Source organism: Zunongwangia pacifica, from assembly GCF_023499215.1.
Classification (GTDB): Bacteria; Bacteroidota; Bacteroidia; order Flavobacteriales; family Flavobacteriaceae; genus Zunongwangia; species Zunongwangia pacifica.
In genome coordinates this window covers 36,054-50,859 of record NZ_JAKHSK010000002.1, presented here as the reverse complement: position 1 = coordinate 50,859, position 14,806 = coordinate 36,054, and the positions used below count along the sequence as shown (strand labels likewise).

The window sequence follows — 14,806 nt, the reverse complement described above, 5'->3', positions numbered from 1 at the left end:
AGGTTTTACTCTGTTCTCAATGATTTTACCGGGTTAGCGATGGCGGCTTTGATGGCTTGAAAGCTTACCGTGAGCAGGGTTAAACTAAGAGCCCCTACAGCGGCAGCTATAAAAATCCATACTGAAATAGTGGTACGATAGGCATACGACTGAAGCCATTGCTGCATCAGATAAAAAGCCACTGGCGACGCAACAAGCAAAGCAATTACAACCAGTGAAACAAAATCCTTGGACAACAGCAGCCACAAGTTAGCTACCGAAGCACCCAGTACTTTACGCACCCCAATTTCTTTAGTGCGCTGCTCGGCGACAAAAGAAGCTAATCCAAATAATCCTAAGCAACTGATAAGCATCGCAAGTAACGTAAACACTTTGGCCAGACTGGCGATACGTTCTTCCTGGGCAAACTTTTTAGCATATTCCTGGTCTACAAAATCGTAGGAGAATGGAGCATCTGGAAAATGGTTCTTATAAACTTCTTCTATAATTTCCAGATTTTTCTGCATACTCTGTTTTGGATTAAGCCTTAAATCCCAGTAGCTGGCACTTTGATACTTATCAAAGGTATAAATGGCTTGTTTTACAGGACGATAAGGGGATTGCGCGATGACATCCTTTACAACCCCTATAATTTTAAATTCGGTATAGTCCTCGCCCTTCTTACCTGTGGTTAAAATTTTTCCAACCGGATTTTGCATATTCATATACCGGACGGCAGATTGGTTAATCAGAACCGCACTCGAGTCTGAAGGATATGCTCTTGAAAATCCTCTTCCCGCAATCATCTGAAGGCCTAAAGTTTCGACATATTCGTAGGAAACCATGGAGTAATTAAAATCTGCCTGAAAACTTTGGGGTTTCCCTGCCCAACCAATTCCAGATCTCGTAGACCATACATCTGTAATAGGGCTGCTTGAAGAGGCCATTTGCGTTACCGCTCCAGAGGCAATAAAGGCATTGCGCATCACATCGGTCTTGCCCCAAAATTCAGCACCTCGCAGCGGTATCTGTATCAGTCCGCTGGTTTCATAACCTATAGGTCTGTTTTTACTGAAATCAATTTGTGACATAACCACCAAAGTGCCGATAATTAAAGCTATGGAAACACTAAATTGCGTGATCACCAAAATTTTTCTTGGTAACGCAGCCATTTTCCCTGTTTTAAACGTGCCTTTTATAACTTTTACAGGCTTAAAGGACGACAAATACAAGGCTGGATAACTTCCTGAAAGTAATGTGGTAATGCTTATAAATAGTAATGCAACACCCCAAAAATACAAGTTGCTCCAGGGGAAATCAATAACTTTATCAGACAGTTCGTTAAAAGCATTAAGGAAAAGCAATACCAAACCTAGTGCAATCACAAAGGCTAAAATCACGATCACAAAAGATTCAATTAAAAACTGTTTAACAAGTTGATTTTTTGTGGAGCCAATAGCTTTACGGATGCCTACTTCCATCGCTCTTTTTTCTGAACGAGCTGTGCTGAGGTTCATAAAATTGATACAGGCCAATGACAAGACAAAAACACCAATTATACTGAACAGCCATACATTTTCTATTGGGCCACCACTTTGGCGACCGTTTTCAAAACTGGTATATAAATGCCATCGATTCATGGGCCACAAGAAGAGTTCTGGATTGTATTTTACCTGTTCAGGATCTCGATCCCTTTTGATGTTTGCTATTAAATTTGAAACCTCACTCATCGTTACCCCATCGGCCAATTCTACAAATAGCTGAAAAGAATCATTCCCCCATTGATCTTCAGCATTCTTTATCCAGCTTCGGTTTGAATAGAGAGACCAGGGCATTAAATAATCTAAATCAGCAAAATCATTTCCTTTAGGAATATCCTTAAAAATACCTGCAACCATCATTTTATGTTGATTGTCAACCATAATCGTTTTGCCAATTGGATCCTGATCGCCAAATAAGGTAGTCGCCGCATTTTGGGAAAGCAATAATGAATTACTATCATTCAATGCTTCAGATTGCCCACTGATAAATTTTAAATCAGTAATATTTCCAAATTCGGGTTGTACAGAATATCCGCGCATCAGCAGGGTATTTCCGTCCACTTTCATAATTCGCTCTCCTTCCCAAGAGGTAATACTTATATTTTTGAACTTGTCTTTATATTCTTCCCTTAAGACAAATTCCAGCGGACGTGGTACCGCATTATCCGTATCAATTTTACCATTATAGGCGATGTTTTGATAAACCTGCGCAATTTGATTTTTATTCTTAAAATAAGCGTTATAATTAAGCTCATCTGCAACCCAAAGCCCTATCATAAGCGTTACCGCCATCCCCAGTGCTAAACCCAGGATGTTGATAGCCGAATAGCCTTTGTGTTTAAGTAAGTTCCGCCAGGCGATTTTGATATAATTTCTAAGCATAATCTATTGCTATTATTATTGCAATTGTTATTATTATTTCAAATGAGTTCCGGATTAAGAGGCTACTTCAGTCCAGGGGTTTATCCTCAAAATAACTCAATAACCACATTTAACCTTTAGCCATTAACCTTTAACTATTAACCCTTTACACTTCCTCTTGCCATTAATTCCGCCTTTGGGGATAGGGGGCTTTATTCGGTTCTCAACGATTTTACCGGGTTTGCGATTGCCGCTTTAATCGCCTGAAAGCTTACCGTTAAAAGTGCAATGCTAATAGCGGCAATACCGGCAAACACAAATACCCAGACGTTAATGGAAATGCGATAGGCAAATCCCTGCAGCCAGTTGTACATAATATACCAGGCCAATGGAACTGCAATTACAATAGCTACAAGCACCAGCACTATAAAGTCTTTGGACAGCAGGCGTACAATACCGGCAACACTCGAGCCTAAAACTTTGCGCACCCCTATTTCTTTGCGCCTTTGTTGTGCGGTGTAGGCCGAAAGTCCAAAAAGACCCAGGCAGGATATCAAAATGGAAAGCGCGGCAAAAATCTGGGACAGCGAACCCATCAACTGTTCGTTTTTAAAACGCCGGTCAAATGCTGCATCAACAAACTCGTATTCAAAGGGATACCCGGGGTTGTAGGTTTTCAGGCTGCTTTCTATGTCAGATAGTACCTGTGCGGTGGGAATTCCGGCTTTGGTTTTGACATACAGGAAATTTGCTGATTCTGGATCGTGGAAATACAGTACAGGATCTCCTGTTCCATACATATTACCGTATACAAAGTCTTTAACAACCCCAATTACAGTGTAAGTTATGCCTCTCCTGATTTTCTTACCCAGAGGGCTTCCTTCACCCATTAATTGAGCAAAAGATTCTGATATTAAAACATTGGCACTATCCTTCTTTACCGATTCGCTAAAACCACGGCCTTCTGCAAGTTGTAGGCCAGCGGTTTCCAGGAATTGAGGAGTGATTCTTCTAAAAGAAATTAAAACATCTTCTGTATCTGTACCACCGTCCCAGGTGAGACCAGAGCCATTGTTACCGCCGGAAAGCAAATCGCTATTTGTCATGCCTAAATTTTTCACAGAACCCCTGGCCAGCATATCCCGTCTGAGCGCATCAAAATTCTTAATGATATCGCCGTTCTCGTGAAGCCTGATCAGATTTTCTTTATCAAAGCCCATATCCCGGCTTTTGATGTGTTTAACCTGCTGATAAACCACAATCGTACTTACGATAAAAAGTATGGAAACCGTAAATTGAAGTACCACGAGTCCCTTGCGCACAAACGGAGCCTGACCTTTTGAAGATCGCCCCTTAAGTACCTGTACCGGGTTAAAGGAAGACAGGTAAAATGAAGGGTATAAACCTGCTAAAATTCCGCATAGCACCAATATCGTCATGAAAATCAACCAGTGCGAAAGGCTATCGAGCCCCAGGCTGAGCTGCTTGTCTATAAGATTATTAAACGGACTCATAAAAAGTGCTAGCAAGATTAGGCTGAGCAAGCCTCCTAAAAAGGCAGTCACTACAGACTCTGTTAAAAACTGTCTTATCAAATCCTGTTTACCAGAACCTAAGGCTTTTCGCACTCCTACTTCATTGGCGCGTTTTTCGCTGCTCGCGGTACTAAGGTTCATAAAATTGATACAGGCGATGCATAATATGATTAGGGCAATTGCCGTAAACATCCGCACATAGGTAATACGACCGCCTACCGCCTTACCACCTTCAAACTTCGATTTGAGGTGCCAGTTTGCCGCGGGATGCAAAATGGCTTCAGTACCCGGATCATCCATTTTTTCCGGGATCATTTTCCGTACTTTGGCATCTACGGCTTTAAAATTGGCACCCGGAGCAAGTTTCACAAAGGTATCGGCAAAATTATTTCCATATTCTTGTGTCCATTCCTGGTCTTTGGCAAAAACTTCATAAGGAGCCAGCCATGTGAAGTCAAAAGACATATTTTTAGGCAGGTTTTGTACCACTCCTGTTACTGCCCAGCTTTCGTTATTATTGACCTGTACCAACTTACCTAAGGCTTTTTGATTCTTGCCAAAAAGTAGATCGGCCGTTTCACGGGTTAAAACAATACTGCGGTCATCCGGGAAAGCAGAAGCTGCCTGCCCTTCTAAAAATTTTAGATTGAAAATATCAAAAAGGTCGGCATCAGCATATCTCCCGTTTCTATTGATCGCATTATCCCCAACCCTAAAAAACAGATCCCAGCTAAAACTTCGTGCGGCCTTATCAATTTCGGGAATCTCAGCTTTGAGGTCTGCTGCCAAAGGCCCGGGAGTTGAGTAAAACGTGCTCCATTCTCCCTGGTAGTTTTGGTTGGTTGGCACATAATAAACCAGCTCTTTATTTTCAAAAATGCTATCATAACTCATCTCATCTTCCACCCATAAGAAAATGAAGCTGGCACAGGTGATTCCTATGGCAAGCCCAAAAATATTGAGTGCGCTGTATCCCTTGTTCTTCCAAAGGTTTCTAAAGGCGATTTTGAAATAGTTTTTGATCATAATTTTTTGATTTTTGATTGATTCTAAACCTCACAGTTTAATCCCGATAGTCATCTGAACTGTGAGGTTTGGCTTATTCCGTTCTTAGTGACTTTACTGGGTTTTTAATGGCCGTCCTTAGTGTTTTAAAACTTGTAATGCCCAGAGCGAGAAAAACCATCCCTATTCCACTTATGGCGAAAACCCACCAGTTTAAGGTGGTTTTATATGCAAAATCTTCTAACCATACAGAAGTCCTCCAATAAGCAATAGGTATGGCAATGACAAAGGCCAAAGCTATAAGCTTTAAAAAGTCCCTACACAGCAAGACCTGTAGTTCAAGTAACGAAGCGCCCAGTACTTTTCGGATGCCGATCTCCTTGATGCGGCGCTCGGTGGTATAGACTACCAGGGCCAGCAAGCCTAAAACGCTTATTAAAATGGCCAGGCCTGTCGCCCAGTTTAGGAGTTTCTGGGTGCGTTGCTGTGATTTGTAAAAATTGGAAACCGTTTCATCCATAAACTGGATCTCAAAATCTGAATCGGGATAAACCGATTTCCAAATATCCTGTATTTTGGCAATGGTACCTGATAGATCTTTAGTGTTAGGCTGAAGCTTAAAGTGAACGATATTGAACTGCGAAAACCAGTCCCGGTAAATATCTCCCACAAACACGACCGGTTGTACCGCTGAGGTTAGTGGCTTTTCATTAAAATCCCGCATAACCCCTACAATGGGATAGCTTTTTGACCCCATTTTCAATTGCTGACCCACCGCTTCTTCAGGCAATGTAAAACCCAGTTTATGCAGCATGGTTTCGTTGATGATATATTCCTTTATGGTATCGTTAAGGGGTTTTCGGCCCGCAAGCAGTTCTAAACCATACAGGTCAAAATAAGCTGCATCTCCAAAGCGCTGTTCCTGAAGCACTTCTATAGTTTCACCATCCTTGCTAAATTCTACAAGGTTTGAATTGAGGTACATAGACGCCGGTGGCGCACCGCCTAAACTAATCATGGAAAGCTCGGGAATAGCAGTCAGGCGGTTTTTTAAAAGCTCTTTTTTACTCATCGCCGCATCGTTCCATGGAAGGTCGAGGTACGCGATATCATTTATAGCAATACCTATATCTTTATTCATCAAGTAATTTATTTGCTTTCCTACCAGAAGGGTACTTATGATAAAAACCTGAGCAACTACAAACTGAAAAACGGTAAGTCCCTTTCTAAAACTGCCGTTAGAATTCTGCGGGCTGAATTTATTTTTTAATACGGAGACAGGCTTAAACCCAGACAATACAAAGGCTGGATAAATACCGGATAACAAAGCAACTACAACTATGAGTATGAACATAGCAGTAATAATCCATGGGTTTACAAAAAGTTTAAAATTTAATCCGGCAGGAATAAATGCAGAAAAAATATGCAACAACCAGAAAGCTAAAACCAAAGATACTAATGACGCCAGTAGCGTAAGCAGGAAAGTTTCACCTAAAAACTGAGAGATCAGTTGCTTCTTTGAACTCCCCAAAGTCTTACGAATGCCTATTTCCCGGGCTCGCTTTGTAGCTTGTGCCGTCGTTAAATTAATGAAATTAATACTGCCCAATAGCAGAAGAAACAAGGCTACCATCCCTAAATTGGATAAGACCTCTTTACTCGCCTGAGGAGCATTATGATCAAACGTACCGTAACGCGTATCAAAATGTAACTCCTTTAAAGGCTGGGCATAGAAACGGTCCCATTCGCCGTCTGCAAGTTTTTCTTGATCGGCATGGGACTTGCTCAGTTTATCCAACTGCTCCTGAATAGTTGCACCGCTTACACCGGGAAGGCTTTTAAAAAGCACTTGTATGGTTGAATTATAGCTATTCCAGTTGGTATTGGTTACCGTTGCTTTAAGATCTGTTTGCAACGCGGTAGGTAGTGAGATAAATTCCTGAAAAATAAAATCGCTTCGTTCCTCAAAATCAGCAACAACACCTGTTATTTTAGCCGGTATGGAGTCATTATAAATCAGGATTTTACCAATAATGTTTTCTGCCGGTGTATTGGGGAAATAGCTTTTGGCCCGTTGCTGCGTAAGCACCACCTCGTTAGGTTCACGCAAACTGGTTTCTTTATTACCTGCCAACCAGTTGTAATCAATCACATTAAAATATCCACTATCCGTAAAAATGACGTGATTGGGCTTTTTGAAAACCACATCCCGACTTTCAACTTCCACTTTTAAAGGTTCGTAATCGTAAAAGGCATTCACACTTTCAAGGCCGCTCACATTTTGTTTTAAAGCATCGGCCAGCACCGAGTTTACTCCACTAAAATGGTCTGTTCCCTCGGGGCTTAAAAATTGCGTTGTGGTGCGGTAAATGCGATCGCCATCTTTATGAAATTTATCAAACGTGAAATCATAATATACCATAAGACCTATCACGAATGATGCGCTAAACCCAATGGCAAGACTGATCACGTTAATGAACGAAAACAATTTATTGTTCCAAATATTTCGCCAGGCTATTTTGATGTAATTTTTAAACATGATTGATGAGTTTTATTCTGTTCTTAGCGACTTTACCGGGTTTTTTAATGCGGCTTTTATACTTTTAAAACTTATAGTGATTAATGCGATTGCCAAAGTGATGATCGCGGCCATTAAAAATTGCCAAACGCTTAAATCTATTCTATAGGCAAAATCCTGTAGCCATTGATGCATAAAATAGTAGCCAATAGGGAAAGCAATTAGAAACGCTATAAAGATCAATTTGATGAAATCTTTAGCGAGCATTCCTACGATCTCGCTAACATTGGCGCCTAAAACTTTGCGAATTCCTATTTCTTTAAAGCGCTGTTCTGTTGCGAAAGTGATTAGACCAAATAAACCAAGACAGGCCACAAATATGGTTAGCAGGGTAAAAATGCTAAGAATTGTACCCATTTGTTGCTCCTTGCTATAGGTTTGCGAAAAAGCTTCGTCTAAGAATGAATACGAAAAATCTTCATTTTCGTTGAAATTGGACCATTTTTCTTCAGCAAAATTTAAGACCGAAGCAATGTTGGCATTTTTCGTTTTTAAGATTAATCCGCCGTAAGGATTATAGGCTAAAACCAAAGGATCGATCTCGTGATGGAAAGATTTAAAATGAAAGTTTTTAATAACACCAATCACGGTAAACTCTTCATTTTTGGGATCTGCAGCACGTTTAAAGGTTTTTCCGATAGGATGATCTCCCAGGTCTAAGATTTTAGCGGCTTCTTCATTGATAATCGCCTTATTTGCTTCATTTTTTAATTCCGAAGAAAAATTTCGCCCTTCAATAAGCTCTAATCCAAGGGTTTCGATGTAATCTTCATCAACGTCATAAAAGAAAAACTTCCGTAGATATTCGTTATTCTTAAAAATACCCCGCAAATGGTCGTCTGTTTCCCCGGCAGGCACATAAGCCGACTGGCTAACACTGGCGATATTGGGGTTTTTTAGCAGTTCTTTTTTATAAGATTGTACTTTTGTGCTGCCCATTCTGTACGCATCCCTAAGTACGATTACCTGTTCTTTATCGTAGCCTAGTTTTTTATGCTGAATAAATTGCATTTGCTTATAAACAACAATGGTAGCCAGAATTAGCCCGGCCGAAATCACAAACTGAAAAACTACCATTCCACTTCTTAAGCTGTTTTTTCTTCCGCTACTGGCAAACTTACTTTTAAGGGCCATTAAGGGCTTAAAGGAAGAAAGTACAAATGCGGGATAGGCTCCTGCCAGCAAACTAATGGCAATCACAAAAGCCAACAATAAAAGAACAGTTGGAACATTTAAAAAGCTAAAAAACTGTAGTTCTTTATCCGCCAGGTCATTAAATGTTGGTAAAAGAAGCGCTATAATACCTGCTGCCAGAAAGGTTGCAAAAGAAGTTGTGAGTAAAGATTCGGTTAAAAACTGTGTTATCAATTGTTTTTTAGCAGATCCCAGTACTTTTCTAATTCCTACTTCCCGACTGCGTTTTGTAGCGGTTGCAGTGGCCAGATTCATAAAATTTATGCAGGCGATAAGCAACATAAATAGTGCTATAGCACTAAAAACATACACGTATTTGATATCTCCGGAAGGGGAAAGCTCGGTATTCGGTGCAAAATCTGAGTACAGATGAATATCCGTAAGCGGTTGTAAAAACAACCCCAACTTATTGTTCTTCTGAAACTCCTCGTATGATATACCTATGGCTTGCTGTACCTGGTCGCTTATATACTTCTTCATCCAAGCAGGGATCTGGGCTTCTAACTGCGCAAGGTCCGTACCCGGCTTTAAGGCTAAGTAGGTCGCAAAACCGGAATTCACCCAGGAGTTTGAAGTACTACTTTTTTTATTCTGCATCGGGATAAACACATCAAACTGCAAGTGGGTGTTATGCGGGGTATTTGTGAGCACTGCTGTTACTTCAAGATCTTGTTCTATATCCTGAAATTTTATACGTTTTCCTATTGGGTTTTCAGTACCAAAATACTTTTTAGCTTCAGAAGAAGTGAGCACTACGCTATTGGGATTTGTAAGTGCTGTTTTGGCGTTACCTTTTATAAATTTGAAGCTGAAGATTTCAAAGAAGTTAGGATCTACATAAGCCGCCCGTAGATTTTCAAAAGTCGTATTGTTATACAGAATTTGCGGATTGTACACCTTACTCAAGCGCGTAACATTCTTCACTTGTGGAAAGTCTTCCTTAAAGGTTTTGGCTACAGGAGCTGCCACCACAGCTTCGTTAAGCTCCTCCCCGTTTACATTACCCCTCAACACAACCCTGGCGATATTCTCGGCATTATCATAATAACGATCATAGCTAAGTTCGTCCCAAACGTAAAGAGTTATCAATAAACAACTGGCAATACCTATAGCAAGGCCACAACTGTTTAAAAAGAATAAAGACTTATCTTTTTGAAGATTCCTCCAGGCTATTTTGATGTAGTTTTTAAACATGATTGATGAGTTTTATTCTGTTCTTAACGACTTTACCGGGTTTTGTAATGCGGCTTTTATACTTTTAAAACTAATGGTGATAAAGGCGATGGCTATGGTGATAAAGGCTGATAAAATAAACTGCCAAACACTTAAATTAATATGATAGGCAAAATCCTGTAACCATTTTTCCCCGATGTAATAGGCCAAAGGAGTCGCGATGATGATACTTATTAAAATTAACTTTAGTAGATCCCAGGTAATTAGTTTTAGAATGGCATTTACCGAGGCTCCAAAAACTTTCCTGATCCCTATTTCTTTTACCCGGCGTTTTAGGCTGTAAGAAACCATTGAAAAAATGCCGAAACAGGCTAACAGCATCGCAATAATTGTCGAGGCATTTAAAATTTTGCTCCACCTAATTTCCTGTTGATATTGATGTTGAACCAATTGATCCAGAAAATTAAAACTGAAACTTTCCTCTGGTAATATATCGTTCCAGGAATCTTCTATGGCAGCCAGCGTTTTTAAATTGGTTTCTGAATTTAATTGAACCAGCACTGTACTGGGAGCTTCCGTATTGATATATTTTAAAGCTATTGGTTCTAATGGATTGAATAATGAATTGAAATGATAATTATCTACTACTCCTATGATCTTTTTTCCGTCGAAAAGAGGCGTCCAGCCATCATCATTTTTGTCCTGAAGAACTTCTCCTACCGGGTTTTCTGAGCCAATAGCTTCAGCAAACTTTTTATTTACTAAAATACCATTCTCAAGATCTACCGGTTTTTCTTTACTGAAGTTTTCTCCCTGTAGTAACTTAATATTCATGGTTTTTAAGTAGTTCTCGTCTACTACTTCTGTTTTAATGCCTTTGCCTAACCCCGGAATAGTAGAACCTACCAATAAACTGCCCATCCCAAAACCAAACTCCTTCATGTCATAATTTTTATAGGATCCAGAAACGATCGAAGCATTCTCTATTGCAGGTAACTTTTTAAGCTCGTTTACAAATAAGGAAGCAAGTTCATTGGCACGTTCTATTTCAGGGTTAAAATTAACCGCAACGATATTCGATGTACTATAACCTAAATCTTTATTCAGCATAAAGCTAACCTGCTGTTTCATGATAAAGCTTAAAATGAGGAATATGATCGATAGGCTAAATTGAAATACGACCAGACTTTTTATAAAACCAGGTGTTTTTGTTGAAGAAACATGCTCACTAAAAAATGATGCCGGTGTTTTTCTTGAAATGTGAATTGCCGGGTAAATACCGGTAATAATCGTTAAAAAAAGCAGTAAACCTAAGATCGATAACCAGATTACAGGATCTGCCCAGAGCTTCATTTCCAGCTTCTTTCCTATTAAGTCTTCAAAAGATGAAGAAAAAAGAGAAGCCATTAAAAAGCCCAATATTAACGATAAAGCACAGTGTAAGAATATTTCACCATAGATCTGAAATCCAATTTGGTTTTTAAAAGCACCTATAGAACGTCTAACGGCTATTTCTTTCATTTTCTCGTCGGTTTGGCTAAGCCTAAGGCTCACAAAATTAATCCCGGCGATGATTAAAATAATTGCTGCTATAACCCCTAAGATGATTGTGTACATAGCATTGGTTACGGTAGGATTGTAGACTTCAGTATTAAAATGAACCTTAGAAAGTGGCTCCAAATGCATTTTCATGTTTTGGTTGGTCGCGAAATTTCCCATATGTTTTTCTAAAAACTCTGGGAATTTTGCTTCAATGGTCTGTACAGAAGATTCATTATTCAGTTTTACCCATAGGTTACAAAAACCGCTAGTCCATTCATTTTTATAATAATCTGCCAATGCTGGGTTGCATGAGCTAAAATAATTTTCGAAAGGAAGCAAAATATCAAACTGGATACTCGAGTTTTTAGGGATCTCTTTTGCAATTCCTGCAACCGTATAACTTTTAATACTATTGTTTGCTCTTATATTTAAATATTTACCAATGGCCTGGCTGGTACCAAAATATTTTTTGGCGATCGCTTCAGTAATAACAACATTATTTTTTTCATCTAAAACCGAAGCTGCATTACCATACAAAAGCGGAAAACTGAAATCATTTAAAAACTCACTACTTACAAAATCGATTTTCTCTTTGTGAAAGTAATTTTGATGTTTTATGTCTAAAGTTAATTGTGCAATACTAGTGATCGATTCGATCTCAGGTATATCATTTTTTAAAGTTAAAGCAGCCTGGTAAGGATGGAAGGCAAATTTATGGATCGAGCCGTCACTAGGATATGTTACTTCTTCCGTAAGGCGGTATAAATTATCGGCATTATCATGAAAATCATCAAAAGACCATTCGAATCTTACATAAAAAACAAGCAGGATACAGCAAGCTAAACCTAAGGCCAACCCACCAATACTTATTACTGAATCTTTCTTGTTCTTAAGAAGATTCCTCCAGGCTATTTTGATGTAGTTTTTAAACATGACTCTTTATTTTGTCCCGATAGTTAGTGGGAGATGAATTATTCGGTTTTTAAGCTTTTTGCAGGATTGATGATTGCTTTTTTTGCAGATTGGATTCCCACAGTTAACATAGCGATACTAATTATTACGGAAGCTGCAAGACCAAAGACCCACCATTTTATTTCTATGCGATGCGCATAATCCTGAAGCCATTGTTGCATAGCGTACCAACCAATTGGGACTGCAATTATGACGGCTACAGCAATGGTTTTTAAAAAGTCTTTTGAGAATAGCATCACAATAGATTGTACCGATGCGCCAAGCACTTTCCGAATCCCTATTTCTTTTACGCGCTGCTCGGTTACCTGAACGATCAACCCAAAAACACCCAAGGCTGCCAGGAATAAACTAAGCGCACTAAAGAAGCTGAAAAACTGTAAAAGTTTGGTTTCGGCATCATATTGTTTTTGTAGTAGATCTGAAACATTATTGATTTCCAGAAGCTTGTAAGGATAAAATTCTTGCCATAATTGGTTGATTTTGGCAACAACTTTTTCCTCAGAGCCAGATTTTATACGCATGAGTAGGCTTCCCCGATCTGGATTTTTATCAGCCTGAATCACGATTGGTTTTGCGCTGGTTCTAAGATTTTCATTATTAAAATTGCTTACAATACCAACAGGCGTTGCTTCCAAATCTTTATTAGCGACATTTAATTGATCTACTTTTAGAAGTTTTGCAGCCTGAGCGGTAATTAGAGATGGCCTTTTCTCCAACTCAGCTTTTTTGGCCGAATCCATTTCAACATAAAAACTTTGTGCCAGGGCATCACCGCCAAAATCATTGCTTAAAAATCTTCCTTTTTCAATTTCCAGGCCTAGTGTTTCAGCTAGGTCGGTATCGGCGAACATATACCAGATCTCCACTTCATCACCAGAATTGTCCGGACTTTCAATTTTTCTGGTCATGTTTCCACCACCGTTTGAAGGTAACCACGAAGTAATGCTTGCTTTCTCTATAAAAGGATTTTTTAGTAATTCGTTTTTAAATCTTTCTCCTTTATTCTGCCAGGTAGAATACTTAATACTTAAAAGATGGGAAGCATCAAACCCAATATCTTTAGTTTTTAAAAGTGCTACCTGCTGATTTACCACGATCATAGCGATGAGTACAACCAGTGAAATTGAAAACTGAAAAATCACGAGCCCTTTCCTTACAAACTGAGTTTGGCCTGTGGCGCTAGTTATAAATTTCTTGCGCAGCGACGCCAAAGGATTTATTCTTGAGATCAATAACGCGGGATATAAGCCGGTAAGAATACTTAAGGCGAAAATCGATGAGGTTGCATAAAGAAATAATAAAATAGAATTGGTGAAAGTGAGCGCCAAAGGATGATCGATATAACTTACGATACCCGGTAAACTCAGCTGATAGATCACAAAAGCCAGAATACCAGAAATAAGAAAAAACAATCCAGATTCTGCTAAATATTGAGAGATAAGCTGAAACCGTTCTGCTCCTAAAACCTTTCTAACACCAGTTTCCTGCATTTTATGAGAAGCTCTTGCAGTAGTTAGATTGATGTAATTGATGCAGGCGATAACCAATAATAAAATTGCTATCGCACCCAAAATATAAAGTTTGTGGGCACTTCCTTTATAGGATTGGTTTTGTGCAAAATCAGATTTTAAATAAATATCCTGTAAAGGCTGTAACTCAAATTTATCTGGATGTTCCGCTTCGGTATAATTTGAATACCAGTTATTGAATTTTGTCTCAAACTTTGTTTTACCTATATCTTTTTTTAGACTTACATAATAGCTTTGAAAAAATCCAAACTGCTGCTTATTAAGCAATTCTGTTCTGGGTTTACGAAGATAAATCACCTCTCCTTTAAGATGTGTGTTTTTAGGAATATCTTTAAAAACCCCGGTGATAAGATATTCGTTAGGCTCATTGCTGTAGGAAGGAAGATCTTTAATGGTTTCACCAACCGGATTTCTTCCGTTAAAAAATCTTTTTACCAATGATTCTGAAATTATAATGTTTGAAGTTCCTTCAACCAAATTTTTTGGACTTCCTGAAGAGATCTCAATATCAAATATGTCCAAAAATGAAGGATTGGTTTGGATCACTTTGGTTTCTGTGCCTTCACCCTGAATATTTCTAAAACTAAAATAGGTATCAAATTGCTCGATGGTAGCAATATTCTCGACTTCCGGGAAATCTTTTAATGCGATATTTGTACCCGAAAGTGCATAATCTCCCTTTTCTAAGAGTTCACCATTTCGGGTATTTATAGTATTTACCCTAAAAATTCGATCCTTTTTAGACCAAAATCGATCATAGGAGGATTCATCGATCACCACTGTTGTCACAGCTAGGCAGGCAGCTAATCCAATCGTTAACCCAATAATATTGATTAATGAATAGGTGCCATTCTTCAAAAGATTCCTCCAGGCTATTTTGATATGATTTCTGATCAT

The 14,806-nt window shown here is 39.0% G+C and carries 6 protein-coding genes; all 6 read right to left on the bottom strand.

Annotated elements, in window-relative coordinates:
• Nucleotides 1-5 precede the first annotated feature (5 nt).
• The 6 genes from L1967_RS01670 to L1967_RS01645 all read right to left on the bottom strand — a co-directional run bounded on the left by L1967_RS01670 (nt 6) and on the right by L1967_RS01645 (nt 14,806).
• On the bottom strand, nt 6-2,402 hold the full coding sequence (locus tag L1967_RS01670) for an ABC transporter permease (RefSeq protein ID WP_249599979.1): 2,397 nt from the start codon (nt 2,400-2,402) through the stop codon (nt 6-8).
• Nucleotides 2,403-2,593: 191 nt separating this feature from the next.
• Entirely contained in the window at nt 2,594-4,942 is a 2,349-nt protein-coding gene (locus tag L1967_RS01665) for an ABC transporter permease (protein WP_249599978.1), read from the bottom strand.
• Between the two features lie 73 nt (nt 4,943-5,015).
• Entirely contained in the window at nt 5,016-7,460 is a 2,445-nt protein-coding gene (locus L1967_RS01660) for an ABC transporter permease (protein ID WP_249599977.1), read from the bottom strand.
• A gap of 12 nt (nt 7,461-7,472) precedes the next feature.
• Nucleotides 7,473-9,887 (bottom strand): ABC transporter permease, encoded by a 2,415-nt coding sequence (locus tag L1967_RS01655; protein ID WP_249599976.1) that lies wholly within the window; start codon nt 9,885-9,887, stop codon nt 7,473-7,475.
• A 12-nt stretch (nt 9,888-9,899) separates the two neighbouring features.
• On the bottom strand, nt 9,900-12,341 hold the full coding sequence (locus L1967_RS01650) for an ABC transporter permease (protein ID WP_249599975.1): 2,442 nt from the start codon (nt 12,339-12,341) through the stop codon (nt 9,900-9,902).
• Between the two features lie 38 nt (nt 12,342-12,379).
• Nucleotides 12,380-14,806 (bottom strand): ABC transporter permease, encoded by a 2,427-nt coding sequence (locus L1967_RS01645; RefSeq protein WP_249599974.1) that lies wholly within the window; start codon nt 14,804-14,806, stop codon nt 12,380-12,382.

Coding starts and splice junctions, on each gene's coding strand:
- L1967_RS01670 (WP_249599979.1), bottom strand. CDS start 2,402: ATGCTTAGAAATTATATCAAAATCGCCTGGCGGAACTTACTTAAACAC.
- L1967_RS01665 (WP_249599978.1), bottom strand. CDS start 4,942: ATGATCAAAAACTATTTCAAAATCGCCTTTAGAAACCTTTGGAAGAAC.
- L1967_RS01660 (WP_249599977.1), bottom strand. CDS start 7,460: ATGTTTAAAAATTACATCAAAATAGCCTGGCGAAATATTTGGAACAAT.
- L1967_RS01655 (WP_249599976.1), bottom strand. CDS start 9,887: ATGTTTAAAAACTACATCAAAATAGCCTGGAGGAATCTTCAAAAAGAT.
- L1967_RS01650 (WP_249599975.1), bottom strand. CDS start 12,341: ATGTTTAAAAACTACATCAAAATAGCCTGGAGGAATCTTCTTAAGAAC.
- L1967_RS01645 (WP_249599974.1), bottom strand. CDS start 14,806: ATGATCAGAAATCATATCAAAATAGCCTGGAGGAATCTTTTGAAGAAT.